Annotated in this window: 21 protein-coding genes; 10 read left to right on the forward strand and 11 right to left on the reverse strand. The window is 72.3% G+C overall.

All coding sequences use genetic code 11. The features are described from left to right. Window positions 1-181 precede the first annotated feature (181 nt). Together ACFZAT_RS18490 and ACFZAT_RS18495 are read left to right on the forward strand one after the other, a co-directional pair. Window positions 182-907, forward strand: coding sequence for a VC0807 family protein (locus ACFZAT_RS18490; protein ID WP_391265268.1), 726 nt, complete (start codon window positions 182-184; stop codon window positions 905-907). A 108-nt stretch (window positions 908-1,015) separates the two neighbouring features. Further along, a complete protein-coding gene (locus ACFZAT_RS18495; RefSeq protein WP_391265269.1) occupies window positions 1,016-1,486 on the forward strand; it encodes a GNAT family N-acetyltransferase in 471 nt (156 codons plus the stop codon). 40 nt (window positions 1,487-1,526) lie between these two features. Here ACFZAT_RS18495 and ACFZAT_RS18500 read toward each other — a convergent pair whose 3' ends face one another. The 4 genes from ACFZAT_RS18500 to iolC are packed head-to-tail and all read right to left on the reverse strand — an operon-like array spanning window position 1,527 to window position 6,818. Beyond that, entirely contained in the window at window positions 1,527-3,026 is a 1,500-nt protein-coding gene (locus ACFZAT_RS18500) for a CoA-acylating methylmalonate-semialdehyde dehydrogenase (RefSeq protein ID WP_391265270.1), read from the reverse strand. An 11-nt stretch (window positions 3,027-3,037) separates the two neighbouring features. Beyond that, window positions 3,038-4,936, reverse strand: a complete 1,899-nt coding sequence (gene iolD, locus ACFZAT_RS18505; protein ID WP_391265271.1) for a 3D-(3,5/4)-trihydroxycyclohexane-1,2-dione acylhydrolase (decyclizing) — start codon at window positions 4,934-4,936, stop codon at window positions 3,038-3,040. Then, a complete protein-coding gene (iolB, locus tag ACFZAT_RS18510) occupies window positions 4,933-5,814 on the reverse strand; it encodes a 5-deoxy-glucuronate isomerase (protein ID WP_391265272.1) in 882 nt (293 codons plus the stop codon). The genes iolD and iolB overlap by 4 nt, the downstream gene beginning before the upstream one ends. After that, a complete protein-coding gene (gene iolC / locus ACFZAT_RS18515) occupies window positions 5,811-6,818 on the reverse strand; it encodes a 5-dehydro-2-deoxygluconokinase (RefSeq protein ID WP_391265273.1) in 1,008 nt (335 codons plus the stop codon). Before iolC ends, iolB begins: the two co-directional genes overlap by 4 nt. 122 nt (window positions 6,819-6,940) lie before the next feature. Between iolC and ACFZAT_RS18520 the strand changes: the two genes are divergently transcribed. After that, entirely contained in the window at window positions 6,941-7,858 is a 918-nt protein-coding gene (locus ACFZAT_RS18520) for a TIM barrel protein (RefSeq protein ID WP_391265274.1), read from the forward strand. A 97-nt stretch (window positions 7,859-7,955) separates the two neighbouring features. Continuing rightward, the gene (locus ACFZAT_RS18525) at window positions 7,956-8,393 is read left to right on the forward strand and encodes a peptidoglycan-binding protein (RefSeq protein ID WP_391265275.1); all 438 of its coding nucleotides are present in this window, start codon (window positions 7,956-7,958) and stop codon (window positions 8,391-8,393) included. 76 nt (window positions 8,394-8,469) lie between these two features. Here the strand turns inward: ACFZAT_RS18525 and ACFZAT_RS18530 are convergent, their stop codons facing one another. Then, window positions 8,470-10,692: an MMPL family transporter gene (locus ACFZAT_RS18530; RefSeq protein WP_391265276.1), complete on the reverse strand. Its 2,223-nt coding sequence runs from the start codon at window positions 10,690-10,692 to the stop codon at window positions 8,470-8,472. A gap of 183 nt (window positions 10,693-10,875) precedes the next feature. On the opposite strand from ACFZAT_RS18530, the gene ACFZAT_RS18535 reads away from it, so the two are divergent. The 3 genes from ACFZAT_RS18535 (at window position 10,876) to ACFZAT_RS18545 (ending at window position 14,438) form a co-directional block, all read left to right on the forward strand. Continuing rightward, the gene (locus ACFZAT_RS18535; RefSeq protein WP_391265277.1) at window positions 10,876-11,589 is read left to right on the forward strand and encodes a TetR family transcriptional regulator; all 714 of its coding nucleotides are present in this window, start codon (window positions 10,876-10,878) and stop codon (window positions 11,587-11,589) included. A 77-nt stretch (window positions 11,590-11,666) separates the two neighbouring features. Next, window positions 11,667-11,969, forward strand: a complete 303-nt coding sequence (locus tag ACFZAT_RS18540; RefSeq protein ID WP_391265278.1) for a cation transporter — start codon at window positions 11,667-11,669, stop codon at window positions 11,967-11,969. Between the two features lie 102 nt (window positions 11,970-12,071). Beyond that, on the forward strand, window positions 12,072-14,438 hold the full coding sequence (locus ACFZAT_RS18545; RefSeq protein ID WP_391265279.1) for a heavy metal translocating P-type ATPase: 2,367 nt from the start codon (window positions 12,072-12,074) through the stop codon (window positions 14,436-14,438). 552 nt (window positions 14,439-14,990) lie between these two features. Here the strand turns inward: ACFZAT_RS18545 and ACFZAT_RS18550 are convergent. The 5 genes from ACFZAT_RS18550 to ACFZAT_RS18570 form a co-directional block, all read right to left on the reverse strand. Next, on the reverse strand, window positions 14,991-16,289 hold the full coding sequence (locus ACFZAT_RS18550; RefSeq protein ID WP_018105990.1) for a citrate synthase: 1,299 nt from the start codon (window positions 16,287-16,289) through the stop codon (window positions 14,991-14,993). Between the two features lie 203 nt (window positions 16,290-16,492). Next, window positions 16,493-18,739: an ATP-dependent RecD-like DNA helicase gene (locus tag ACFZAT_RS18555; protein WP_391265280.1), complete on the reverse strand. Its 2,247-nt coding sequence runs from the start codon at window positions 18,737-18,739 to the stop codon at window positions 16,493-16,495. Between the two features lie 102 nt (window positions 18,740-18,841). After that, window positions 18,842-19,669, reverse strand: a complete 828-nt coding sequence (locus tag ACFZAT_RS18560) for a TIM barrel protein (RefSeq protein WP_391265281.1) — start codon at window positions 19,667-19,669, stop codon at window positions 18,842-18,844. Beyond that, window positions 19,666-20,811, reverse strand: a complete 1,146-nt coding sequence (locus tag ACFZAT_RS18565; RefSeq protein ID WP_391265282.1) for a DUF993 family protein — start codon at window positions 20,809-20,811, stop codon at window positions 19,666-19,668. The genes ACFZAT_RS18560 and ACFZAT_RS18565 overlap by 4 nt, the downstream gene beginning before the upstream one ends. Window positions 20,812-20,889: 78 nt before the next feature. Further along, a complete protein-coding gene (locus tag ACFZAT_RS18570) occupies window positions 20,890-22,041 on the reverse strand; it encodes a Gfo/Idh/MocA family oxidoreductase (protein WP_391265283.1) in 1,152 nt (383 codons plus the stop codon). Between the two features lie 118 nt (window positions 22,042-22,159). Here ACFZAT_RS18570 and ACFZAT_RS18575 point away from each other — a divergent pair, with 118 nt between their 5' ends. Further along, window positions 22,160-23,224, forward strand: coding sequence for a substrate-binding domain-containing protein (locus ACFZAT_RS18575; protein ID WP_391265284.1), 1,065 nt, complete (start codon window positions 22,160-22,162; stop codon window positions 23,222-23,224). Between the two features lie 81 nt (window positions 23,225-23,305). After that, complete coding sequence (locus tag ACFZAT_RS18580; RefSeq protein WP_391265285.1) at window positions 23,306-24,094, forward strand: TIM barrel protein; 789 nt, start codon at window positions 23,306-23,308, stop codon at window positions 24,092-24,094. 6 nt (window positions 24,095-24,100) lie between these two features. Here ACFZAT_RS18580 and ACFZAT_RS18585 read toward each other — a convergent pair whose 3' ends face one another. Next, on the reverse strand, window positions 24,101-25,000 hold the full coding sequence (locus ACFZAT_RS18585; protein ID WP_391265286.1) for an EamA family transporter: 900 nt from the start codon (window positions 24,998-25,000) through the stop codon (window positions 24,101-24,103). 101 nt (window positions 25,001-25,101) lie between these two features. Here ACFZAT_RS18585 and ACFZAT_RS18590 point away from each other — a divergent pair, with 101 nt between their 5' ends. Further along, window positions 25,102-26,010 (forward strand): LysR substrate-binding domain-containing protein, encoded by a 909-nt coding sequence (locus tag ACFZAT_RS18590; protein WP_391265287.1) that lies wholly within the window; start codon window positions 25,102-25,104, stop codon window positions 26,008-26,010. Window positions 26,011-26,081 lie beyond the last annotated feature (71 nt).

The raw sequence follows: 26,081 nt of genomic DNA on the forward strand, positions 1-26,081 counted from the left end.
ACGCCTTACGGCAACGATCGGGTCACGCGCTCGGAGCCGTACAACCGCATGGCGAAGGCCATGACATTCGTCATGCGGAGGTCAGTACACGCGGCTCTGCCGGGGAGGGGGGTCCGATCGGCAGTCTGTAGGTGTCGAGAGCGGGAGCCACGAAGGCGCCGCCGCAACGGGAGGAACCGACATGAGCAGCCCGGCCGCCACACTCACCGCCCCCTCCCCCGCCGTCGACGCCCCGGCCGGCGCCACCGCCCCGATCGAGCGCCGCAAGGCCCTCGTGGACAGCATGAAGCCGCTGCTGGTGGACGTCGCGCTGCCGCTCGCCGCGTACTACGCGCTGAAGGCGGCGGGACTCGGCACCTTCGGCGCACTGGCCTGGAGCAGCGTGGTCCCCGCGCTCCGCACCGTGTGGGGCGCGGTGCGCGAGCGCCGGCTCAACGGCCTCGCGGCGCTCATGGTGTCGGTCAACGCGATCTCGCTGCTGCTGGGCCTGGTGTCCGGGGACCCCCGGCTGATGCTCCTCAAGGACAGCGCGGTGAGCAGCGTCATCGGCCTGGCGTTCCTGGTGACGGCGCTGCGGGGCCGCCCGATGCTGTCGGCGGGCCTGCGGCCGTGGCTGACCCGGGGCGAGGCCGCGAAGACGGCCGCCTGGGAACGGCTCTCCGCCGGTTCGCCGGCCTTCCACAGGGCGGAGATCCGGTTCTCGGCCATCTGGGGCGGGGCGCTGCTCACCGAGTGCGCGCTGCGGGCCGTGGGCGCGTACACCGTGCCGGTGGAGACGATGGTGTGGGCCGGAACGGTGCTCATGGTCGTCACGATGGTCCTGGCCTTCCTCGTCTCGGGCCGCTTCGGGGTCGTCCCGATGGAGCGGATGATCGCCGCCGAGGCCGACGCCTCCTCGGACCGCTGACCGGACGTCAGATCTCCGCAGGGCCACTCCGGGGGAGTGGCCCTGCGGTCATGTGTGCGGCCATGTGCGGCCGGAAAACCGTTGGACCTCGGCGTTTACCGTTTTCGTATGACTACTTCGCTGAGGCTGGCCGAGGTCACCGCCGCCAATGTCGATGCCGCGATCGGCCTGCGCGTCCGGCCCGACCAGGAACACCTGGTGGCCCCGGTCGTGAAGTCCCTCGCCGAGGCGTACGCGCATCAGGAGGCCGCCTGGCCCCGGCTCGTCCTCGACGGGGACCGGCTCGTCGGCTTCCTCATGGCCTTCCTGGACATCGACTTCGCGGGCGACGGCACCGGGCGGGACATCCGCTCCGGGCTCTGGCGCCTCAACATCGCGGCGGGCGAACAGGGGCGCGGCTACGGCCGGTTCGCGGTCGGGTGCGTGGCCGACGAGATCCGGCGGCGCGGCGGCACGCGGATGTACGTCACCTGGCACCCGGGCGACGACGGGCCCGAGGGCTTCTACGTCGGGCTCGGTTTCCGGCCCACGGGCGAGACGAGCGGGGGCCAGACGGTCGGGGTGCTGGAGCTGGGCTGAGTACGGGCCGGGGCGAGGGCCCCGGCCCGTACCGCTGGTTTCAGTGGTTCCGGGGGAAGCCCAGGTCCACGCCTGCCGGGGCGTCCGCCGGGTCGGGCCAGCGGGTCGTGGTGACCTTGCCCCGGGTGTAGAAGTGGACGCCGTCGTTGCCGTAGACGTGGTGGTCGCCGAAGAGGGAGTCCTTCCAGCCGCCGAAGGAGTGGTAGCCGACGGGGACCGGGATCGGCACGTTGACGCCGACCATGCCCGCCTCGATCTCCAGCTGGAAGCGGCGGGCCGCGCCGCCGTCGCGGGTGAAGATCGCGGTGCCGTTGCCGTACGGCGAGGCGTTCATGAGGGCGACGCCCTCCTCGTACGTCTCCACGCGCAGCACGCACAGCACCGGGCCGAAGATCTCGTCCCTGTACGCGTCGGATCCGGTCGAGACGTGGTCCAGGAGCGAGAGGCCGATCCAGTGGCCGTCCTCGAAGCCGTCGACGGTGAATCCGGTGCCGTCGAGGACCACTTCGGCGCCCTGCGCGGCGGCGCCGGTGACGTAGGAGGCGACCTTGTCGCGGTGGGCGGCGGTGATCAGCGGGCCCATCTCGGATGCGGGGTCCGTGCCGGGGCCGATCGTGATCCGGGCGGCCCGCTCCTTGATCCGGGCGACCAGCTCGTCCCCGATCGCGCCCACGGCGACGACGGCGGAGATCGCCATGCAGCGCTCCCCCGCCGAGCCGTACGCGGCGGAGACGGCGGCGTCGGCGGCGGCGTCCAGGTCGGCGTCGGGCAGCACCAGCATGTGGTTCTTCGCGCCGCCGAGCGCCTGCACGCGCTTGCCGTTGGCCGAGGCGGTGGCGTGGATGTGGCGGGCGATGGGCGTCGAGCCGACGAACGAGACGGCGGCCACGTCCGGGTGGGTCAGCAGGGCGTCGACGGCGACCCGGTCCCCGTGCAGGACGTTGAGCACACCGTCCGGAAGCCCGGCCTCGGCGGCCAGCTCGGCCAGCAGGTTGGCGGCGGACGGGTCCTTCTCACTGGGCTTGAGCACGAAGGTGTTGCCGCAGGCGATGGCGAGCGGGAACATCCACATCGGCACCATGGCCGGGAAGTTGAACGGGGTGATCCCCGCGACGACGCCCAGCGGCTGGCGGATCGAGGAGACGTCGACCCGGTTCGAGACCTGGGTGGACAGCTCGCCCTTGAGCTGCGTCGTGATGCCGCAGGCCAGCTCGACGATCTCCAGGCCGCGCGCCACCTCGCCCAGCGCGTCGGAGTGCACCTTGCCGTGCTCCGCGGTGATCAGCGCGGCGATCTGGTCCCGGTGGGCGTCCAGCAGCGCGTGGTAGCGGAACAGGACCGCCGTACGGGTGGACAGCGAGGAGTCGCGCCACGTCCGGTAGGCGTCCTTCGCGGCGGCCACCGCCGTGTCCACCTCGTCGGGCGAGGCGAACGCGACCCGGGTGGTGACGGCGCCGGTGGCGGGGTCGGTGACCTCGCCGTAGTTGCCCGAGGTGCCCTCGACGGTCTTGCCACCGATCCAGTGGTTCACGGTCTTCATGCTGTGGCTCCTTAGAGGTGACGGCGTCGGCCGGCGCTGTGTCGTTCGTACTCTTTCCTTGCTTCGACCGCCCCGGGGCGGGTGGCCGTCCCGGCCACGGGAACATCCCACCACGCCTGCGCCTCCGGAGAACCCTGTCCGTCACCGGGCGTTTCGGTCTCGACGTGCACGCAGACGGGCCGGTCAGCCGCGCGGGCCTCGGCGAGGGCGGCCCGCAGCTCGGCCACCGTCCCGGCGCGCAGCACCCGCATGCCGAGCGAGGCGGCGTTGGCCGCGAGGTCCACGGGGAGCGGGGGTCCGGTGAAGTCTCCGTCCGCCGACCGGTGGCGGTAGTCCGTGCCGAAGCGCTCGCCGCCGGTCGCCTCGGAGAGGCCGCCGATCGAGGCGTAGCCGTGGTTCTGGAGGACTACCAGCTTGATGGGGACGTTCTCCTGGACTGCGGTGACGATCTCGGTGGGGTTCATCAGGTAGGTGCCGTCGCCGACGAGCGCCCAGACGGGCCGGTCCGGGGCCGCCATCCGCACGCCGACCGCGGCCGGGATCTCGTAGCCCATGCAGGAGTAGCCGTACTCCACGTGGTACTGGCGGGGGGAGCGGGTCCGCCAGAGCTTGTGCAGGTCGCCGGGGAGCGAACCGGCCGCGTTGACGAGGACGTCCTCGTCGGTGACCAGCTCGTCCAGGAGGCCGAGGACCTGGGTCTGGGTGGGGCGGGCCCGCGGGTCGGGCGTGGCGTACGCGGCGTCGACGCGCCGCTCCCAACGGGCCTTGGCCCCGGTGTACTCGGTGACGTACGCGGGGTCCGTGCGGTGTCCGGCCAGAGCCTCGGTCAGGGCGTCGAGGGCGGTGCGGGCGTCGGCGACGAGCGGGAGCGCGGCGAGCTTGTGGGCGTCGAAGCCGGTGAGGCTGATGTTGAGGAAACGGACACCGGGGTGCTGGAAGAGGGTCGCGGACGCGGTGGTGAAGTCGGTGTAGCGGGTGCCGATTCCGATGACGAGGTCGGCGGTGCGGGCCAGGTCGTCGGCGGTGGCGGTCCCGGTGTGGCCGATGCCTCCGACGTCGGCGGGGTGGTCGTGGCGCAGCGAGCCCTTGCCGGCCTGGGTGGAGGCGACGGGGATGCCGGTGGCTTCGGCGAACGCGGCGAGGGCGTCCTCGGCGGCGCTGTGGTGGACCCCGCCGCCCGCGACGACGAGGGGACGGCGGGCGGCGCGCACCGCCCGTACGGCCCGGCCGAGTTCGTACGGGTCGGGGGCGGGGCGGCGTACGTGCCAGACGCGCTCCGCGAAGAACTCCGCCGGCCAGTCGTACGCCTCGGCCTGGACGTCCTGCGGCAGTGCGAGGGTGACCGCGCCGGTCTCCGCCGGGTCGGCCAGGACCCGCATGGCGTGCAGCGCGGCCGGGATCAGGGCCTCGGGTCGGGTGATCCGGTCGAAGTAGCGGGAGACGGGGCGCAGGCAGTCGTTGACGGAGACGTCGCCCGCGTACGGCACCTCCAGCTGCTGGAGCACGGGGTCGGCGGGGCGGGTCGCGAAGGTGTCGCCGGGCAGCAGCAGGACGGGGAGGTGGTTGACGGTGGCGAGGGCGGCGCCGGTGACGAGGTTGGTGGCGCCGGGGCCGATGGACGTGGTGACGGCGTGGGCGGACAGCCGGCCGGACTGGCGGGCGTAGCCCACAGCCGCGTGCACCATGGCCTGTTCGTTGCGGCCCTGGAGGTACGGCATCGCGGGGCCGGTCTCCAGGAGCGCCTGGCCGATTCCGGCGACGTTGCCGTGGCCGAAGATGCCCCAGGTGGCGGCGATCAGCCGGTGCCGCTCGCCGTCGCGCTCGGCGTACTGGCGCGCGAGGAAGGCGACGAGTGCCTGGGCGGTGGTGAGGCGGGTGGTCCCCCCGGTCGTGCCGGGCGTCGCGGTCATGCGGGGTCCTCCGGTCCGTGGAGCGGCAGCCGGGGGTCGACCGGCTGGGACGGCCAGGTGTCGCGCACCCACCGGTGGTCGGGATGGTCGCGGATCAGCCACTCCCGCTGCTCGCCGGGGCCCGCCATGACGTTGAGGTAGTAGAGGGTGCGGCCGGGCGGGGCGATGGACGGGCCGTGCCAGCCGTCCGGGATGAGGACCGCGTCGCCGTCGCGGACCTCGGCCAGCACGTCCGTACCGCCCGGGCGGGACGGGGAGACCCGGTGGTAGCCGAGGCCGCCGTCCTCGACCTCGAAGTAGTAGATCTCCTCCAGGACGGATTCCTCGCCCGGGTGGTGCTCGTCGTGTTTGTGCGGCGGGTACGAGGACCAGTTGCCGCCGGGCGTGAGGACTTCCACGGCGATGAGCCGGTCGCAGTCGAAGGCGTCGGCGGCGGCGAAGTTGTGGACCTGGCGGGAGCAGGTGCCGGCGCCGCGCAGTTCCACGCGTACCTCCGGCGCGGGGCCGTAGCGAGCGGGGAGTCGTCGCTCGCACTTCGCTCCTGCCAGGGCGAAGCGGCCGCCTGCGCCGGAGGCGATCTGTGCGTGGGCGTCGCGCGGTACATAGGCGAAGTCGGTAACGCCGCTGAACACGCTCCGACGGCCCAGCAGTTCAAAGATCTCATCTGAGATGTGCACCGTACAGCTGCCGGTCAACGGCAGTACGATCCACTCGCTCTCCCCGGTGACAAGTGTGTGAACTCCTCCCGGTTCCAGCTCCAGCACGCGCAGGGCCGACCGCTCCCAGCCGGCCCGTTCGGGGCCGATGTCCAGGGTGTAGGGGCCGTGCGCGGTGGAGCCCGCCGGGAGGTGGTACGCCGGTTCGCCTCGCATGCTCATGCCCTTTCGCCGTGTGCGGTGACCGTGCCTTCTGCGTCGACCGCGCCTTCGGCGAGCGCGGCCTCGACCTCGTGCGGGAACGGCATCGCGGAGGAGCAGGCGAGCCGGGCGGCGACGATGGCGCCCGCCGCGTTGGCGTACCGCATGGTGCGCGCGAGGTCCCAGCCGCTCAGCAGCCCGTGGCAGAGGGCGCCGCCGAACGCGTCGCCCGCGCCGAGGCCGTTGACCACGTCGACGGGGAGCGGCGGCACGTCGGCGACGGTCCCGTCCCGGTGGACGGCGAGCACGCCGGCGGGGCCCTGCTTGACGACGGCCAGCTCGACACCGGCCCCGATGAGGGCTCGGGCGGCCGCGTACGGTTCACGCTCGCCGGTGGCGATCTCGCACTCGTCCAGATTGCCGACGGCGACGGTCGCGTACGCCAGGGCCTCGCGGTACCGGGCTGGCGCACAGGCGTCGTTCGCCTCGCCGGGGGGCCAGAACATCGGGCGCCAGTCGAGGTCGAAGACGGTGATGCCGGAGCCGTCGCGGGCGCGCAGCGCGGCGAGGGTCGCCGTACGGCTCGGCTCGGCGCACAGGCCGGTGCCGGTCATCCAGAACACCCGGGCGGCCCGGACCGCTTCGAGGTCCAGCTCGGTGGCGTGGATCTCCAGGTCGGGGGCCTTGGGCTGCCGGTAGAAGTACAGCGGGAAGTCGTCGGGCGGGAAGACCTCGCAGAAGGTGACCGGGGTCGGGTAGGCGGCGACGGGCGTCACCCACCGGTCGTCGACCCCGAACTCCCGCAATTGCTCGTGCAGATAGTCGCCGAAGGGGTCCTCGCCGGTGCGGGTCACCACGGCGGTGCGTCGGCCGAGGCGGGCGGCGGCGACGGCCACATTGGACGGGGAGCCGCCGAGGAACTTCCCGAAGGTGTCGACCCGGGCCAGCGGCACACCCGTCCGCAAGGGATAGAGGTCCACCCCGATCCGGCCCATCGTGATCACGTCGTACGGCTGCTCAGGCATGCAACATCCCTTCGGCTGGGCGCCTGTACCTGGATCATCTCCGCTTGGATCAACGTCAATCATTTGTACGGACATACGGACGTATTCTTGACACTGCTCCGCCCGCGTGGTGAGGCTTGGGCATGACGTCCTCCTCGGCCTCCGCCCCGCCCTGCATCCGCATCGGCTCCGCGCCGGACTCCTGGGGGGTGTGGTTCCCCGACGATCCCCGGCAGGTGCCGTGGTGGCGCTTCCTGGACGAGGTCTCCGCCGCGGGCTACGAATGGATCGAGCTGGGTCCGTACGGTTACCTCCCGACCGATCCGGCCCGCCTCGCGGAGGAGACGAGCAGCCGGGGGCTCTCCGTCTCGGCGGGCACCGTCTTCACCGGATTGCACCACGGGCCGGACGTCTGGGACCGGACCTGGGAGCATGTCGCCGGCATCGCGGCACTCACCCGGGCGATGGGCGCCGGCCACCTCGTGGTCATCCCCTCCTTCTGGCGCGACGACAAGACGGGCGAGGTGCTGGAGGACCGGGTCCTGACGGCCGGGCAGTGGCGCCGGCTCACCACGCAGACCGAGCGGCTGGCACGCGAGGTCCGAGACCGTTACGGGCTGCGCGTCGTCGTCCATCCGCACGCGGACACCCACATCGACACCGAGGAGAACGTCACCCGTTTCCTCGACGCCACCGACCCGGACCTGGTCTCGCTCTGCCTGGACACCGGGCACTACGCGTACTGCGGGGGCGACAGCGTCGAGCTGATCGAGACGTACGGGGAGCGCATCGGCTATCTCCACCTCAAGCAGGTGGACCCGGCGGTCCTCGCCGAGGTGGTGGCGGACGAGGTGCCGTTCGGGCCCGCCGTGGCACGCGGCGTGATGTGCGAACCGCCGGGCGGGGTCCCTGCCCTGGAGCCCGTCCTCGCCGCCGCCCGCCGACTGGACGTGGACCTGTTCGCCATCGTCGAGCAGGACATGTACCCCTGCCCGCCGGACCGGCCGTTCCCGATCGCGCGCCGCACCCGTGACTACCTCCGCTCCTGCGGGCGGCCCTGACCTTCTCCGGGCAGTGACGTGAGGCCGGTCCGGGCGGTTGTCCTCGGTGAGACCGGGCCCCGGGCCCGCCCCCCGCACTCACCGAGGAGCGACCTCCATGTCACGAACCCCGTTGTCCCCGCAGTCCTCGCCGTCCCCGAAGCCCGCGCGCCGGTCCGCCGGTGGGCCGGCCCTGACCGGCGGGCTCCTGGCCGCCCTCGCGCTGGCCGCCGCCGTGGCCGTGGCCCCTGGAGCCGCCGCCGATGCCGAGAACGTGCCGCCGGCCGGGTCGAGCCCCGTGTGCGCCTTCTACGACGGGGACGGGCTCACCGTCCTCGGCGACCGGGGCGACCGCGCCTCCCAGGTGCAGTGCATGCTCGCCAACCGGCGCTACCTGCCGTGGGACGCGGTGGACGGGACGTTCGGCCTGCGCACCCTGGACGCCGTCCGGCGCTTCCAGGCCGACCACCCGCCCCTGCTCACCACCGGCCTGGTCGACGCGGACACCTGGGCCGCGCTCTGGCGGGGGGACGTCCCGGTCGACGCCGTGGCGTGACGGCGGGGGCGGACCGGGGCGCCGGAGCCGGCCGGGCGGAGGGCCCCCGTACCGCCCTCCGCCCGGCGCCCCCTGCTCACGCCCCGCTGGGCACCCGCTGCGGCTCGGCGTCCCGCGCGGGTATGGACTCCGGCGCCTCCGGCCGCCCCGGCTCGCCCTCGCTCAGGCCGAACCGCTGGTGGAACCTCCGCAGCGGGCCCGGGGCCCACCAGCTCGCCCGGCCCATCAGCTTCATCACCGTCGGGACGAGGAGGCTGCGGACCACCATCGCGTCCATGAGCACGGCGAGCGCGATGCCGAGGCCGAGCATCTTGGTGTTGGTCACCCGCGAGGTGCCGATGGCGACCATCACGACCGCCAGGATCACGGCCGCCGCGGTGATCAGCCCGCCGGTGCGCCGCAGCCCGAAGGAGACCGCCCCCTCGTGGTCGCCGGTGCGGTCGTACTCCTCCTTGATCCGGGAGAGCAGGAACACCCCGTAATCCATGGAGAGTCCGAAGGCGACGCAGAACATGAGCACCGGGAGCGTCGTCTCAATGTCACCGGTGCTGGTGAAGGCGAGCGGCCCGGACAGGTGCCCGTCCTGGAAGACCCAGACGACGGCCCCGAACATCGCGGTGAGACTCAGGGCGTTGAGCACGACGGCCTGGACGGGGATCAGCACGCTGCCGGTCAGCAGGAACACCAGCAGCAGCGTCACCGCGGCGATGATGCCCACCGCCCACGGCAGCCGGTCACCGATGGCGGCCTTGGAGTCGACCAGGACCGCCGCCGTGCCCGTCACGGAGGTGTCGAAGGGGGCGGGTTCGGCGCGCAGGTCCTTCACCAGGCGCTGGGCCCCCTCCCCCACCGGCTCGCCCTCGCCCAGCACGCTGAAGTAGGCGTTCCGCCCCTCCGTGACCGGGCCGTCCACCCGCAGGACCCCCGGCAGCGCGGCGAGCCGGCCGCGGTACTCGGCGTACTGGGCGGGGGACGCTCCGCCCTCCGCCAGGATGTCGAGGCTCCCGCCGGGGCTGCCCGGGAAACCGTCCCGCAGGTGCTGCTGCACCACGTGGGACTCGGAGGAGGCGGGCAGCTGCCGGTCGTCCGCCGTACCGAACTTCACACCCAGGAAGGGCAGTCCGAGGAGGATGAGCCCGACGCTCGTGACCACGGCGAAGACCGGTGCCCTGCGCATCACCAGAGCCGTGAACCGGGCCCACCCCGCACCGGCCTCCGCCTGCGGCTTCGCGCGGCCCCGCCGCAGCGGCTTCCGGAGGTCCAGGGAGTTGACCCGGGGGCCGAGGAGCATCAGCGCGGCCGGCAGCAGGATCAGCGCGGCCGCGGCGGCGAGGAGCACCACGGCCATGCCCGCGTAGGCGAAGGAGCGCAGGAAGTACTGCGGGAAGACCAGCATCGCGGCGAGCGACACCGCGACCGTCAGCGCGGAGAACAGCACGGTCCGGCCCGCCGTGCGCAGCGTCGTCCCGATGGCAGCCCGGGTCGGGGCGCCGGCCGCCAGCTCCTCGCGGTAGCGGCGCACGATGAACAGGGCGTAGTCGATGGCGAGTCCGAGCCCGAGTGCCGTGGTGAGGTTCTGGGCGAAGACGGAGACGTCGGTGAACTCGGTGATGCCGCGCAGCACCGCGTTGGTCCCCAGGATCGCGACGATGCCGACGCCGAGGGGCAGCAGGGCGGCGACAGCGCTGCCGAAGACCATGACGAGCAGCACCAGCGTCACCGGCAGGGCGATCATCTCCGCCCTCAGCAGATCCTCCTCGATGATGGTCTGCATCTCGTGCTGCACGGCCACGGGCCCGCCGATCGAGACGCGCACCGGCCCGTGCTCTCCCCGGTAGGCCGGCGCTATCCGGTCCAGCACCTCCCCCGACGCCTTGTCGTCGCCCTTGATCCGGGCGGCGATCAGCGCCTCCTTGCCGTCCTCCGCGCGCAGCGCCGGGGCCTTGTCCTGCCAGTAGGAGCGGACGCCGACGACGTCCACCTCGCCGGCCAGCCGCTTCGCCAGGCGCGCCGCCTCGGCGGCCACAGCCGGGTCGTCGACCGAGGCGCCGCCGCTGTCGACGAGCAGCAGCAGATTCGGCTGGGAGGCGGGGAACTCACGTTCCAGCGCCTTCGTGGCGTAGGTCGACTCGGCGTCCGGGGGCTCCGCGCCACCACTCCCCATCCGGTCGGCCACCCCGCTGCCCGCGAGGACCGCGAGCGCGGTGATCACCAAAGCCACCAGCAGGGAGAGCCGGGGACGCGCGGTGACGAAGCGCGTCCAGCCTCCCAATGGCTGCGGGCCGTTGACTTCAGGCATGGTGCGATGTCCCCTTTTCCCCGGATCCGGCGGCTCGGGGCGGCAGCACGAGGCAGCCGCGCAGGGCAGCATGGATCAGTCATTGCCACATACACTGGCAAACACGAGTCATCGCTCGCGTTCCTCAAGAATGCGAGCGACCGCTCGCGTTTGTCAACCGCCCACGAAAGCTGGGGATTCACCGTGTCGCAGTCCAGAGCGGCGGACGCCGAAGGGGCCGCCAAAGACGCCGGGGCCACCGGAAAGACCGGCGCCCCCGCCAAGCCCCGCAGGCGGCAGGCCCGCGGCGAGGCCCGGATCGCGCAACTGCTCAAGGCCGCCGCCGACGTGTTCGGCGCGACCGGCTACACCGCCGCGAGCACCAATGCCATCGCGCGTGAGGCCGGGGTCTCCCCCGGCACGCTCTACCAGTTCTTCCCGAACAAGGAGGCCATCGCGGTCGAGCTCGGCGACCACCTCCTGACCCGCTGGCGGGAAACCTACGGAGCCGCGTTCCTGGCCGACCACCTGGAACTCCCGCTGGACCGGATGCTCGACGCCACCCTCGACCCGCTGATCGAGTTCAACTGCGCGAACCCGGCCTTCACGGTCCTGATGCACGGCTCCGAGATCCCCGGCATGGTCACCAAGGACCACGACGCCGTGCACGTCACGATGCTCGGCCGGGTCGAGACGATCCTCGCCGGATACCTGCCGGACAAGCCGCCGGCCGAGGTCACCCGGATCGCCACGATGATCTTCCACATCTTCAAGTCCGGACTCGACGTGATCATGGCCCACGAGGGCGAGGAGCGGGAGGCGTACATCCGGGAGATGAAGACGGTCCTCCACCGCTACCTCGAACCCATGATCCCCGACGACACGGCAGCCGGGTCCCGCTCGCGCCATACCCCCTAGGGGTATAAAGTGGGGATCGTGGAGGCGCACCGGTGTGCGCCCCTCCGCCCCGTGTGCCCGTCGAAGAGGAGAACACCATGACCGCCGAGACCCAGCTCCCCCAGGCGACCGGCTCCTGCTGCTCGCCCAGCGGTTCCTGCCACGACAGCGCGGACGCCGGGCAGTCCGGCGTGACCACCGTCTACCAGGTGACCGGCATGACCTGCGGCCACTGCGAGGGCGCCGTCTCCGAGGAGGTCTCCGCCATCGAGGGTGTCACCTCCGTGAAGGCCGTGGCGTCCACCGGGCAGGTGACGGTGGTCTCGCAGGGCCCCCTGGACGACGAGGCCGTGCGCGCCGCCGTGGACGAGGCGGGCTACGAGCTCACCGGGCGCGCCTGACCGCCCCGGGACCATCCACCGCGTCACCCCGTTCCGGCCGGGCCGCACCGACCAGCAGATACTGGTGGGGTACGGCCCGGTCGGCGTTCCAGGAGCTCGGACATGCACAGCGCATCGGACACCCACAGTGCGACGGAGGCCGGTGCCCCGGCGGCGGAGCTCTCCCGGGCCGAGTTCACGATCGGCGGCATGACCTGCGCCTCGTGCGCGGCCCGCGTCGAGAAGAAGCTCAACCGGATGGACGGCGTCACGGCCACCGTGAACTACGCCACGGAGAAGGCCCGCGTCAGCTATGACGGCGCCGCCGTCTCCGTGAACGATCTTGTCGCCACGGTGGAGAGGACCGGCTACACGGCGAAGCCGCTGACCGGGGCCGCCGAACGGGCCCCGGAGCCCGCCGCCGCCGCCGAGGACGCCCCGCAGGCCCCCGGGCCCGCGCCCCGGCCGGAGGCGGACGCCCCGCCGCATCCCGAAGACGGCCCCGAAGACACCCCCGACCCCGCCCTCACCGCCCTCCGGCAGCGGCTCGTCGTCTCCGCCGTGCTCGCCGCCCCTGTGGCCGCCCTGGCGATGATCCCCGCCCTCCAGTTCGATTACTGGCAGTGGCTCTCGCTCACCCTCGCCGCGCCCGTCGTGGTCTGGGGCGGGCTGCCCTTCCACCGGGCCACCTGGACCAATCTGAGGCACGGCGCGGCGACCATGGACACCCTGGTCTCCGTCGGAACGCTCGCCGCCTTCGGCTGGTCGTTGTGGGCGCTGTTCCTCGGGGACGCGGGGATGCCCGGCATGCGGCACGGCTTCGACCTGACGGCCTCCCGGGCCGATGCCTCGTCCGCCCTCTACCTGGAGGTCGCGGCGGGCGTCGTCACCTTCATCCTGCTGGGCCGCTATCTCGAAGCGAAGTCCAAGCGGCGGGCCGGGTCCGCGCTGCGCGCCCTGATGCACCTCGGCGCCAAGGACGTGACCGTCCTGCGCGACGGCACCGAGATCCGGGTGCCCGTCGGCCGGCTCGTCGTGGGCGACCGCTTCACGGTCCGCCCCGGCGAGAAGATCGCCACGGACGGCACCGTGGTCGAGGGCACCTCGGCCGTGGACGCGTCCATGCTCACCGGCGAGTCCGTCCCCGTGGACGTGGGCGCCGGCGACACGGTGACCGGCGCGACGCTCAACGTCTCCGGCCGCCTCGTCGTGGAGGCGGCCCGCGTCGGCGCGGACACGCAGCTCGCCCGGATGGCGAAGCTCGTCGAGGACGCCCAGAACGGCAAGGCCGAGGTGCAGCGCCTCGCGGACCGGATCTCGGCGGTGTTCGTCCCGGTCGTCCTGCTCATGGCGCTCGCCACGCTCATCGTCTGGCTGCTGACCACCGACGACGCGACGGCCGCGTTCACGGCGGCGGTGGCGGTCCTGATCATCGCCTGCCCCTGCGCCCTCGGCCTCGCCACCCCCACCGCCCTCATGGTCGGCACCGGGCGCGGCGCCCAGCTCGGCATCCTCATCAAGGGCCCCGAAGTCCTGGAATCCACCCGCCGGGTCGACACGATCGTCCTCGACAAGACGGGCACGGTCACCACGGGCCGCATGACCCTCCAGACCGTCCACACGGCCCCCGGAACCACCGAGTCGGACGCCCTGCGCCTCGCCGGAGCCCTGGAACACGCCTCCGAACACCCCATCGCCCAGGCGGTGGCGACCGGTGCCGCGGAACGCACCGGCGCCGCGCTTCCCGCCCCCGAGTACTTCACCAACATCCCCGGGCTCGGCGTCCGGGGCACCGTCGAGGGCCACACCGTCCTCGTCGGGCGCCCCCGGCTGCTCACCGAGGCCGGAATCGCCCTCCCGGACATCCTGGCCGCCGCCGTCACGGACGCCGCGGCCCAAGGGCGTACGGCCGTCGCGGTCGGCTGGGACGGGGAGGCGCGCGCGATCCTGGAAGCCGCCGACGCGATCAAGGACACCAGCGCGGAGGCCGTCGCCGCCCTCCGGGAACTCGGCCTCACGCCCCTCCTGCTGACCGGTGACAACCGCGCCGTGGCCGAGTCCGTGGCCCGCGAGGCCGGGATCGACGAGGTCCGCGCCGAGGTGCTGCCGGAGGAGAAGGCGCACGTCATCCGGGGTCTCCAGGAGCAGGGGCGGGTCGTCGCCATGGTCGGCGACGGGGTCAACGACGCGGCCGCGCTGGCCACCGCCGACCTCGGTCTGGCCATGGGCACCGGCACGGACGCGGCGATCGAGGCGAGCGACCTGACCCTGGTTCGTGGAGATCTCAAGGTGACAGCAGACGCCATCCGCCTCTCCCGACGCACCCTCACCACCATCAGGGGCAACCTCTTCTGGGCATTCGGTTACAACGTGGCCGCCCTACCCCTTGCGGCATTTGGGCTGCTCAACCCTATGATTGCCGGAGCGGCGATGGCCTTCTCATCGGTCTTCGTCGTGACGAACAGCCTGCGCCTGCGGTCCTTCACGTAATTTCCACAATGAGATTCAGATCACATCGGTTTCAGGGTAACCATTCGATGGGTTCGTAAGTCTTAGAGTGCGATGCCAAGGATGTCTTGGGGGACGTCCGACGGAGCATCTTGGGGGATGCTCCGGGCAAGAGTGGGCCGGGGCACGTACACCGGGGAGCTTTGAGCGGCCCTCCCGTCGGTACGTACCCCGGCAGACCACAGCGCAGGAGCAGGACAAGCAGTACCGAGGCACAGCCCAGGAGCTACGGCTCCCACTGAACGCCCGGCCGGATCCCGTGGGGGGAATCCGCTCCGGGACATGGGAAGCGCCTCGCTGTCGGCCCGTGGGGGGATCGATGGCGAGGCGCTTCTCTCTTTGCGGGAGCGCTCCCGGACCGGCGCACGCGCCCCGCGTACGCCCCACGCGCTCCCCCGGAAGCCACGCGCCCCCGCCACGCGCCCCCCGGGCACGCCACGCGCCCCCGACCGCCGCGTCGCTCGGGGCGAGGGCGCGGCAGGCGGGGGCGCGGGTCCGGCGTCAGTCAGGGCCGGGTGATGCGTGCGGGGGCGTTCAGCGGCCCTCGACCGGGACGAAGTCGCGCAGGACCTCACCGGTGTAGATCTGGCGCGGGCGGCCGATGCGGGAGCCGGGCTCCTTGATCATCTCGTGCCACTGGGCGATCCAGCCGGGGAGCCGGCCGAGCGCGAAGAGCACGGTGAACATCTCGGTCGGGAAGCCCATCGCGCGGTAGATGAGGCCCGTGTAGAAGTCCACGTTCGGGTAGAGGTTGCGCGAGACGAAGTACTCGTCGTTGAGCGCGTGCTCCTCCAGCTTGAGCGCGATGTCCAGCAGCTCGTCGGACTTGCCGAGGGCGGACAGCACGTCGTGCGCGGCGGCCTTGATGATCTTGGCACGCGGGTCGAAGGACTTGTACACCCGGTGGCCGAAGCCCATCAGGCGGACGCCGTCCTCCTTGTTCTTCACCTTGCGGATGAAGGAGTCGACGTCGCCGCCGTTGGCCTGGATGCCTTCCAGCATCTCCAGGACGGACTGGTTGGCGCCGCCGTGCAGGGGGCCCCAGAGCGCCGAGATGCCGGCGGAGATCGAGGCGAACATGTTCGCCTGCGAGGAGCCGACCAGGCGCACGGTGGAGGTCGAGCAGTTCTGCTCGTGGTCCGCGTGCAGGATGAGCAGCTTGTCGAGCGCCGAGACGACGACCGGGTCCAGCTCGTACTCCTGGGCCGGGACCGAGAAGGTCATGCGCAGGAAGTTCTCGACGTAGCCCAGGTCGTTGCGCGGGTAGACGAACGGGTGGCCGATCGACTTCTTGTACGCGTACGCGGCGATGGTCGGGAGCTTGGCGAGCAGCCGGATCGTCGAGAGGTGGCGCTGCTCCTCGTCGAACGGGTTGTGGCTGTCCTGGTAGAACGTGGACAGCGCGCTGACGACCGAGGACAGCATGGCCATCGGGTGGGCGTCGCGCGGGAAGCCGTCGAAGAACCGCTTGACGTCCTCGTGCAGCAGCGTGTGCTGGGTGATCTCGTTCTTGAAGGTCGACAGCTCGTCGACCTTGGGGAGCTCACCGTTGATCAGCGTGTACGCGACCTCAAGGAAGGTCGAACGCTCCGCGAGCTGCTCGATCGGGTAGCCGCGGTAGCGCAGGATGCCCTGCTCGCCGTCGAGGTAGGTGATGGCCGATTTGTAGGCAGCGGTGTTGCCGTATCCGCTGTCCAGCGTCACCAGGCCGGTGTTCGCCCGGAGCTTCCCGATGTCGAAGCCCTTGTCGCCCACGGTGCTGTCGATCACCGGGTAGGTGTACTCGCCATCGCCGTACCGCAGTACCACAGCGTTGTTGGTGTGCTCGCTCACGTCATCCCTCACCGACGTAGTGCCTCTTCTTCGAGGTTCCCTGACTGTCTCCACCCTCCCCCATTTGGCTCAGGAGAGTGCACTCGGGGTCGTCCATTGGACCTACTCGCGGCACTGAGTGCCGCGAACTTAGCCATCCTGCCCCCTTGACTGCGGTTCCGGAAGACCTCCGTGATGTTTCCCACCGATTTGATCGATCATTTTTACGACGATCCTCCGTCGCCGCCTCCGCGCAGCCGGTGATCCAGCGCCGTACAGCGTCTGCCTGCGGAAACCGTGCGGACCGCCTGGCCGATCGCCTGTCGCGAGCCGACCAGCACGACGAGCTTCTTGGCCCTGGTCACGGCGGTGTAGAGCAGGTTGCGCTGGAGCATCATCCAGGCACTCTTCGTTACGGGGATGACGACGGCCGGGTACTCGCTGCCCTGGGAACGGTGGATCGTCATGGCGTACGCGTGGGCCAGCTCGTCCAGCTCGTCGAAGTCGTAGCCGATCTCCTCGTCCTCGTCGGTGAGGACCGTCAGCCGCTGTTCGTCCAGGTCGAGGCCGGTGACGACGCCCACCGTGCCGTTGAAGACGCCGTTCTCCCCCTTGTCGTAGTTGTTACGGATCTGGGTGACCTTGTCCCCCACCCGGAAGACCCGGCCGCCGAACCGCTTCTCGGGCACGTCCGGCCGGCCCGGGGTGATCGCCTGCTGGAGCAGACCGTTGAGGTGCCCGGCCCCGGCCGGGCCCCGGTGCATGGGGGCGAGCACCTGGACGTCCCGGCGCGCGTTGAGCCCGAACTTGGCCGGAATCCGGCGGGAGGCGACGTCCACCGCGAGCACCCCGGCGTCCTCCGTCTCGTCCTCCACGAAGAGGAAGAAGTCGTTGAGTCCCTGGGTGAGGGGCGGTACGCCGGAATTGATGCGGTGCGCGTTGGTGACGACGCCCGACTGCTGGGCCTGGCGGAAAATCGTGGTCAGCCGGACCGCGGGCACCGGGCCGCCCTCGGCGAGGAGGTCCCGCAGCACCTCCCCCGCCCCCACCGACGGCAGCTGGTCCACATCGCCGACGAGCAGCAGGTGGGCACCGGGTGCCACCGCCTTCACGAGCTTGTTGGCGAGCAGCAGGTCGAGCATCGACGCCTCGTCCACGACGACCAGATCGGCGTCGAGCGGACGGTCCTTGTCGTACGCCGCGTCGCCGCCCGGTTTGAGTTCCAGCAGCCGGTGCACGGTGGACGCCTCGGCGCCGGTCAGCTCGGACAGCCGCTTGGCGGCCCGGCCGGTCGGCGCGGCCAGCACCACTTTCGCCTTCTTGGCCCGGGCCAGCTCCACGATGGACCGGACCGTGAACGACTTGCCGCAGCCGGGTCCGCCGGTCAGCACGGCGACCTTCCGGGTCAGCGCGAGCCGCACGGCGGCCTCCTGCTCCGGCGCGAGCTTGGCGCCCGTCCGGCCCGCGAGCCACTTCAGGGCCTTGTCCCAGTCCACGTCCGCGAAGGCCGGGAGCCGGTCCTCGGGGGTCCGCAGCAGCCGCCGCACCTGGGCGGCGAGCGAGATCTCCGCCCGGTGGAACGGCACCAGATACACCGCCGTGACCGGCTCGCCGCCCTCGGGCGACGGCACCTTCTCCCGTACGACGCCCTCCGGTTCCCCGGCCAGCTCGGCCAGGCACTCGATGACGAGCCCGGTGTCCACCTGGAGCAGCTTCACCGCGTCCGCGATCAGCCGCTCCTCGGGCAGGAAGCAGTGGCCCTGGTCGGTGGACTGCGACAGCGCGTACTGCAGCCCCGCCTTCACGCGCTCCGGGCTGTCGTGCGGGATGCCCACGGCCTGGGCGATCCTGTCGGCGGTCAGGAAGCCGATGCCCCAGACGTCGGCGGCCAGCCGGTAGGGCTCGTTCTTCACGACGGAGATCGAGGCGTCCTCGTACTTCTTGTAGATCCGTACCGCGATGGACGTCGAGACGCCGACGCCCTGGAGGAAGACCATGACCTCCTTGATGGCCTTCTGCTCCTCCCACGCGGCGGCGATCATCTTCGTCCGCTTCGGCCCCAGCCCCGGGACCTCGATGAGCCGCTCGGGCTCCCGCTCGATGACGTCCAGCGTGTCCACGCCGAAGTGGGTGGTGATCCGGTCGGCCATCACGGGTCCGATGCCCTTGATCAGCCCGGAACCGAGGTAGCGCCGGATGCCCTGGATGGTGGCGGGGAGGACGGTCCGGTAGTTCTCCACGTGGAACTGCTTGCCGTACTGCGCATGGGACCCCCAGCGCCCTTCCATCCGCAAGGACTCCCCGGGCTGCGCCCCGAGCAACGCCCCGACGACGGTGAGCAGATCGTTGCTCCCCCGCCCGGTGTCGACGCGCGCGACGGTGTACCCGTTCTCCTCGTTGGCGTACGTGATCCTCTCCAGGACGCCTTCGAGGACGGCCAGGGAGGGGGTGTGGGGCGTGGTGGTGGCCATGGCGCGACGGTACCGGGTGGGTGCGACAGCGGGACCGCTCGGCCGGTCGGTGCTCACGCCCCGGGACCCGCACCGCACAGGCGGGCCCCGGGCCGTCCGCGTTCAGCAGGCGTGTTCCGCGTAGCGGGACGCCACCTCCGCCAGGACCTCCGCGCCGTCCCTCGCCCACAGCGCCTCGTTGAAGATCTCCACCTCGACCGGGCCGTCGAAGCCCGTCGCCTCCACCGCCTCGCGGAAGAAGCGGAAGTCGACACTGCCGTCGCCGAGTTGGCCCCGGCCGAGGAGGACGCCCGCCGGGAGCGGGGTGATCCAGTCCGCGAGCTGGAAGGAGTGGATGCGGCCCGCAGCGCCGGCCCGGGCGATCTGGGCGGGCGCCCGGTCGTCCCACCACAGGTGGTACGTGTCCACGACGACGCCCACCTGCTCGGCCGGGAAGCGCTCGGCGAGGTCCAGGGCCTGGGAGAGCGTCGAGACCACGCAGCGGTCCGAGGCGAACATGGGGTGCAGGGGCTCGATGGCCAGGCGCACCCCGCGTTCGACGGCGTACGGCGCCAGCTCCGCGAGGGCGTCCGCGATGCGTTCGCGGGCGCCGTACAGGTCCTTGCTGCCCTCCGGGAGGCCGCCCGAGACGAGGACCAGGGTGTCCGTGCCCACGCCCGCCGCCTCGTCCAGCGCGGCGCGGTTGTCGTCCAGGGCGCGGGCGCGCTCGCCCGGGTCCAGGGCGGTGAGGAAGCCGCCCCGGCACAGGCTGGTGACGGTCAGACCGTGGTCGGCGACGAGGCGGGCCGTCGCCTCGACACCGTACGACTGCACCGGGGCCCGCCAGAGGCCCACCTTGTCGATGCCCGCCTTCGCGCAGCCCTCGGCCAGCTCCGGCAGCGACCACTGCTTGACGGTCTCCTGATTGACGGAGAGACGGCCGTCGCTCATCGATTGCCTCCGTTGACCGTGAGGAACGCGCGCATCCGGGACTCCGCCAGCTCCGGGTCCGGGAACAGGCCCAGTCCGTCCGCGAGCCGGTACGCCTTCGCCAGGTGCGGCAGCGAGCGGGCCGACTGGAGGCCGCCCACCATCGTGAAGTGGTCCTGGTGGCCCGCGAGCCAGGCCAGGAGGACGACGCCGGTCTTGTAGAAGCGGGTCGGCGCCCGGAAGAGATGCCGGGACAACTCGACCGTGGGGTCGAGCAGTTCACGGAAGCCCTTCGTGTCACCGGTGTCCAGCACCCGTACCGCGTGCGCGGCCAGCGGGCCCAGCGGGTCGAAGATGCCGAGCAGCGCGTGGCTGAAGCCCCGGTCGTCGCCCGCGATCAGCTCCGGGTAGTTGAAGTCGTCCCCGGTGTAGCAGCGGACCCCGCTCGGCAGCCGGCGGCGCACGTCGATCTCGCGGTCCGCGTCGAGCAGCGACATCTTGATGCCGTCGACCTTGTCCGGGTGCTCCGCGATGACCTGGAGGAAGGTGTCGGTGGCCAGGTCCAGGTCGGTGGAGCCCCAGTAGCCCTCCAGCGCCGGGTCGAACATCGGGCCCAGCCAGTGCAGGACGACCGGTTCGGTGGCCTGGCGCAGCAGATGGGCGTACGTGTCCAGGTAGTCCTGGGGGTCTTGCGCGGCGGCGGCGAGCGCGCGGGACGCCATCAGGATCGCCTGCGCCCCGCTCTCCTCGGCCACGGCGAGCTGTTCCTCGTACGCCGCCCGCACCTCGGCGAGCGTCGCCGGGCCGGGCGGCAGCTGGTCCGTGCCGACGCCGCAGGCGATGCGGCCGCCGACCGCCTTGGCCTCGGCGGCCGAGCGGCGGATCAGCTCCTCGGCGCCCGCCCAGTCCAGGCCCATGCCGCGCTGCGCGGTGTCCATGGCCTCGGCCACGCCCAGCCCGTGCGACCAGAGGTGGCGGCGGAAGGCGAGCGTGGCGTCCCAGTCGACGGCGGCCGGGGAGTCCGGGGAGACGTCGGCGTACGGGTCGGCCACGACGTGCGCGGCGGAGAAGACCGTGCGGGAGGCGAGCGGCGCCCCCGTGGGGGCGAGGTCGAGCGGGGTGGCCCGGGGTTCGTACGGGCCCTGCGGAAGATGGATGGTCACGGTGACGACTCCGGTGATCCGTAAGGGAGACGGCCGGTCACGGCGCCGGCTCCAGTGGTCCGAGGCGCAGACGGCCGGTCACAGCGACAGCTCCGGGACGTCCAGGCGGCGGCCCTCCGCGTGGGACTTCAGGCCCAGCTCCGCGAGCTGCACGCCACGAGCGCCCGCCATCAGGTCCCAGGCGTAGGGCTCGTCCAGCACGATGTGGCGCAGGAACAGCTCCCACTGGGCCTTGAAGCCGTTGTCGAAGACCGCGTTGTCCGGGACCTCCTGCCACTGGTCGCGGAAGGACTCGGTGACCGGCAGGTCCGGATTCCAGACCGGCTTCGGGGTGGCCGAGCGGTGCTGGACGCGGCAGTTGCGCAGGCCCGCGACGGCGGAGCCGTGGGTGCCATCCACCTGGAACTCGACCAGCTCGTCGCGGTTGACCCGGACCGCCCAGGAGGAGTTGATCTGGGCGACCGCGCCGCCCTCCAGCTGGAAGATGCCGTAGGCGGCGTCGTCGGCGGTGGCCGCGTACGGCTCGCCGCGCTCGTCCCGGCGCTCCGGGATGTGGGTCTGGACGTGCGCCTGGACCGTGGTGACCCGGCCGAACAGCTCGTGGAGCACGTACTCCCAGTGCGGGAACATGTCGACGACGATGCCGCCGCCGTCCTCCGCACGGTAGTTCCAGGACGGGCGCTGCGCCTCCTGCCAGTCGCCCTCGAAGACCCAGTAGCCGAACTCGCCGCGCACGGAGAGGATCTCGCCGAAGAAGCCGCCGTCGATGAGGCGCTTCAGCTTCAGCAGGCCCGGCAGGAAGATCTTGTCCTGGACGACGCCGTGCTTGATGCCGGCCTCCTGGGCCAGCCGGGCCAGGTCGAGCGCGCCCTCGACGTCCGTGGCGGTGGGCTTCTCGGTGTAGATGTGCTTGCCGGCGGCGACGGCCTTCTTGATCGCCTCCACCCGGGCCTGGGTCACCTGGGCGTCGAAGTAGATGTCAACGGTGTCGTCCGCGAGGACGGCGTCCAGGTCGGTCGACCACTCGGTCAGGCCGTGGCGTGCGGCCAGCTCCTCCAGGGCGTGGGCGCGGCGGCCCACCAGGACCGGTTCCGGCCACAGCACGTCGCCGTCGCCGAGGTCGAGGCCGCCCTGCTCGCGGATCGCGAGGATCGAGCGCACCAGGTGCTGCCGGTATCCCATGCGTCCCGTCACGCCGTTCATGGCGATGCGCACTGTCCTGCGTGTCACGAAAGTTCCCTCCGTACAGCCGTAGCAAGCGCTTTCTATGCGGGATGACGCTAGCCTGCCGACAGCGGCCCGGACAAGAGGGGGCCCGTCAATCGGTCACCGGCCACGGAGGAAAGCGATGACAGTCACCCTGGCGGACGTGGCGGCCCGCGCCCGGGTGTCCCCGGCCACCGTCTCCCGTGTGCTGAACGGCAATTACCCGGTGGCGGCGTCCACCCGGGAACGGGTGCTGCGCGCGGTGGACGACCTGGACTATGTGCTGAACGGGCAGGCCAGCGCCCTGGCGGCGGCCACGTCCGATCTGGTCGGCGTCCTCGTCAACGACATCGCGGACCCGTTCTTCGGGATCATGGCGGGCGCCGCGCAGACCGAGATCGGCGGGCCCGGCGACGGGTCCGGGCGGGCGGGCGGCGAGAAACTGGCGGTCGTCTGCAACACCGGCGGCTCCCCCGCCCGCGAGCTGACCTACCTCACCCTGCTCCAGCGCCAGCGCGCCGCCGCCGTGGTCCTCACCGGGGGCGCGGTGGAGGATCCGGAGCACCAGGTGGCGATGGCCGCGAAGCTCGCCAAGCTCGCGGAGGCGGGGACCCGGGTCGTGCTCTGCGGCCGGCCCCCGCTGCCGGACGGGGCGTCCGTGGTGGCCGCGCTGGCCTTCGACAACGAGGGCGGCGCCCGGCGCCTCACCGCCCACCTGCTGTCCCTGGGCCACCGCCGGATCGGCTATGTCGCGGGCCCGCTGGAGCGGACCACCACCCGCCACCGGCTGGCCGGTCACCGGGAGGCGATGCGCGCGGCGGGGGCGGCCGGGGACGAGGACCGGCTGACCGTGCACGGCTCGTACGACCGGGGCTCCGGCTACGACGCGACGGTCGAACTCCTGCGCCGCGAACCGGAGATCACCGCCGTCGTCGCCGCGAACGACACCGTCGCGCTCGGTGCGGCGGCGGCGGTCCGCGACCGGGGGCTGCGCATCCCGGAGGACATCTCCGTGGCCGGCTTCGACGACCTGCCGTTCTCCGTGGACGTGGTCCCGGCCCTGACGACCGTGCGGCTGCCGCTCTTCGAGGCGGGGGCGCGGGCGGGCCGGCTGGCCCTGGGCAAGGAGGACCCGCCGCCGGGCGGCATCGCGCTGATCCCGGCCGAGCTGATGGTGCGCGGTTCGACGGCGCCGCCCCGGGGGTGAGCGCCCCGGGCCGGGGTACGCGTCAGGGCGCCCGCCGCTCGTGGAGTGCGGGCGGCACGGAACGACGGAAGGAACACGCACGTGAAGCTCGCTTTCTCCACCCTCGGGGTACCCGGGCTGCCCATCCCCGAGGTCGTCCGGCTGGCCGCCGGGAACGGCTACCAGGGGGTCGAGCTGCGCGCCCACCCCGAGGAGCCGGTGCACCTGGGCCTCGGGCAGGCCGAACGGTGCGCCGTGCGCGCGGAGTTCGAGCGCGGCGGGGTCGAGATCCTGGGCGTCGCGGGGTACGCGAAGGTCGCCGCCGAGGGCTACGACCAGCCGGTCCTGGACGAGCTGGCCGCGCTGACCGAGCTTGCCCGGGACCTGGGCGCGCCGTATGTCCGGGTGTTCCCCGGGGGCGGCGACCAGGACCCGGAGGAGGCCGACGCGGCCGCCGCGCGCAGGCTCGGGGCGGCCGCTCCGTACGCCGCCGACCTGGACGTACGCCTCCTGCTGGAGACCCATGACTCGCACCGGGCGGGGGCCGATGTGGCCCGGGTGGCCGGCACGGTGGGGCACAAGAGCATCGGTGCGCTGTGGGACGTCATGCACACCTGGCGGGCGGGCGAGGAGCCGGTGGCCAGCCACGCCGTGCTGGCCCCGCACCTCGGCTACGTACAGGTGAAGGACATCGCGTCGGCCGAGGACACGACCCCGTTGGCGCTGGGCGCGGGGGTGCTGCCGCTGCGGGCGTGCCTGGACACGCTGGACCCGGACGGCTGGGTCTGCTGGGAGTACGAGAAGCGCTGGTACCCGGAGGCGGCGGAGCTGCCGGGGCTGCTGGGCGCGGGGCGCGAGCACCTGCTGCGACTGGGCGCGCCCAAGCAGTAAGCGGTCTCAGGCGGGGGCGGGCTCGGGAGCCGGTTCCGGGGTGGCCGCGCGGCGCGTCCCGGTCAGCGAGGTGAGCGCGACCCCGCCGACGAGGAGCGCCGCCGCGCACCACCGCAGCGGGCTCACCGACTCGTCCAGCACCAGCGCGGCCGAGGACATCCCGAAGACGGGCACCAGCAGGGTGAAGGGGGCCACGGAGGACGCCGGGTAGCGGCTGAGCAGGAGGCCCCACGCGCCGAAGCCGAAGACCGTGGCGATCCAGGCGACGAAGACGAGGGCCCCGGCCCCGCTCCAGTCGAGCCCGGCCAGCGCCGCGCGGTCGCGGTGCCCGCCCTCGAAGAGCAGGGAGAGCCCGAGCAGCGGCAGGACGGGCACGGTTGAGACCCACACCATGAAGTTGAGCGGGTCGGGCGGCGCGGCCTTGCGGGTCAGCACGTTGGACACGCCCCAGCAGGCCGCCGCAGCGATGACCAGGACGAAGGCGAGCACGGGCCCGCTCGCACCCTCGTCCACCGCCGCGACCCCGATCCCGGCGAGCGCCACCGCCATGCCCAGGAGCTTGGTGCGGCCGGGCCGTTCGCCCAGCGCGAGGGCCGCGAAGAGCGCGGTGAACACGGCCTGGACCTGGAGCACGAGCGAGGAGAGCCCGGCGCCCATCCCCCGGTCCATGCCGATGAAGAGCAGCCCGAACTTGGCGACCCCGAGGGTCAGCCCGACGCCCACGATCCACTTCCAGGCGACCTTCGGACGCCCGACGAAGAATACGGCGGGCAGCGCCGCGACCAGGAAGCGCAGGGCGGAGAAGAGCAGCGGCGGGAAGTGGTCGAGTCCCAGCTCGATGACGACGAAGTTGACACCCCAGACGGCTGCCACCAGGGCGGCCAGGGCGATGTGAAGGGGACGCATGGACCGAGGATCGCCCGGCCCGACCATGTAGCACCAGCGCGCGTTTCTTCATGATGGAATTGAGCATCGCTAATGAATCACGCCCGCTCCGGAGGCTTCGGATGCTCGATCTCGCCCGGCTGCGCGCGCTGCACGCGGTCTCCGTCCACGGGTCCGTCGCGGGTGCGGCGGCGGCCCTCGGCTACACCCCGTCGGCGGTCTCGCAGCAGATCAGCAAGCTGGAGCGGGAGACCCGCACGACCCTGCTCGAACGGCGTGGCCGGGGCGTGGCGCTGACCGAGGAGGCCGTCCATCTGGCGTCCACGGCCCAGCAGTTGCTGGCGATCGTGGAGCGCGCGGAGACCTCGCTGGAGGAGCGCCGGGGGCTGCCGACGGGACGTCTTTCGATGGGCGCGTTCGCCTCGGCGGCGCGCGGGCTGCTGCCGGGCGTGCTGGCGGATCTGGACCGGGAGCACCCCGGGCTCGACGTCCGGATGACCGAGGTGGACCCGCATCTGTCGGTGGACCTGGTCGCGAAGGGCGTGATCGATCTGGCCGTCGCGCACGACTGGGACATCGCCCCGCTGCCCGCCCCGGAGGGCGTGGAGCAGGCGGTGATCGGGGACGACCTGTGCGACCTGCTGGTCCCCGCGGGGCACCGGCTGGCGGGGCGGGACGGGGTGCGGCGCGAGGAGTTGGCGCGGGAGCGGTGGATCTGCCAGCCGCCGGGGACGGTCTGCCACGACTGGCTCGTACGGACGCTGCGCGCGGCCGGGTACGAGCCGGACATCCGGCACCGGGCGGAGGAGAACCACACCCAGCTCGCCCTGCTCGCCGCCGGTCTCGGGGTCGCGATGATCCCCCGGCTCGGGCGCGGGCCGCTGCCGGAGGGCGTGGTGGCGGTGCGGATGGACCCGGTGCCGGTACGGCGGCTGTACGCGCTGTGGCGTACGGGGGCGGCCCGGCGGCCCGCGATCACGGCGGCGGTCGCGGCGCTCCAGGCGCACGGGGCGCGGGTGGGGCTGCGGTAGACAGGCCCACCCGAGACGCGCTCAAAACGGCCCGCACCCTTGACCGGAAGTTATTTTCTGGATATCCGTGC

Origin of the sequence: Streptomyces sp. NPDC008163 (assembly GCF_042956885.1) — a bacterium.
In the GTDB taxonomy this organism is placed as follows: Bacteria; Actinomycetota; Actinomycetes; order Streptomycetales; family Streptomycetaceae; genus Streptomyces; species Streptomyces drozdowiczii_A.

Excerpts from the sequence above, each read along its gene's own strand:
- iolD (WP_391265271.1), bottom strand. The coding sequence starts at position 4,936 with ATGACCGCGACGCCCGGCACGACCGGGGGGACCACCCGCCTCACCACC.
- ACFZAT_RS18520 (WP_391265274.1), top strand. The coding sequence starts at position 6,941 with ATGACGTCCTCCTCGGCCTCCGCCCCGCCCTGCATCCGCATCGGCTCC.
- ACFZAT_RS18495 (WP_391265269.1), top strand. The coding sequence starts at position 1,016 with ATGACTACTTCGCTGAGGCTGGCCGAGGTCACCGCCGCCAATGTCGAT.
- ACFZAT_RS18590 (WP_391265287.1), top strand. The coding sequence starts at position 25,102 with ATGCTCGATCTCGCCCGGCTGCGCGCGCTGCACGCGGTCTCCGTCCAC.
- iolB (WP_391265272.1), bottom strand. The coding sequence starts at position 5,814 with ATGAGCATGCGAGGCGAACCGGCGTACCACCTCCCGGCGGGCTCCACC.
- ACFZAT_RS18540 (WP_391265278.1), top strand. The coding sequence starts at position 11,667 with ATGACCGCCGAGACCCAGCTCCCCCAGGCGACCGGCTCCTGCTGCTCG.
- ACFZAT_RS18575 (WP_391265284.1), top strand. The coding sequence starts at position 22,160 with ATGACAGTCACCCTGGCGGACGTGGCGGCCCGCGCCCGGGTGTCCCCG.
- ACFZAT_RS18585 (WP_391265286.1), bottom strand. The coding sequence starts at position 25,000 with ATGCGTCCCCTTCACATCGCCCTGGCCGCCCTGGTGGCAGCCGTCTGG.
- ACFZAT_RS18525 (WP_391265275.1), top strand. The coding sequence starts at position 7,956 with ATGTCACGAACCCCGTTGTCCCCGCAGTCCTCGCCGTCCCCGAAGCCC.
- ACFZAT_RS18530 (WP_391265276.1), bottom strand. The coding sequence starts at position 10,692 with ATGCCTGAAGTCAACGGCCCGCAGCCATTGGGAGGCTGGACGCGCTTC.
- iolC (WP_391265273.1), bottom strand. The coding sequence starts at position 6,818 with ATGCCTGAGCAGCCGTACGACGTGATCACGATGGGCCGGATCGGGGTG.
- ACFZAT_RS18490 (WP_391265268.1), top strand. The coding sequence starts at position 182 with ATGAGCAGCCCGGCCGCCACACTCACCGCCCCCTCCCCCGCCGTCGAC.
- ACFZAT_RS18545 (WP_391265279.1), top strand. The coding sequence starts at position 12,072 with ATGCACAGCGCATCGGACACCCACAGTGCGACGGAGGCCGGTGCCCCG.
- ACFZAT_RS18560 (WP_391265281.1), bottom strand. The coding sequence starts at position 19,669 with ATGAGCGACGGCCGTCTCTCCGTCAATCAGGAGACCGTCAAGCAGTGG.
- ACFZAT_RS18500 (WP_391265270.1), bottom strand. The coding sequence starts at position 3,026 with ATGAAGACCGTGAACCACTGGATCGGTGGCAAGACCGTCGAGGGCACC.
- ACFZAT_RS18555 (WP_391265280.1), bottom strand. The coding sequence starts at position 18,739 with ATGGCCACCACCACGCCCCACACCCCCTCCCTGGCCGTCCTCGAAGGC.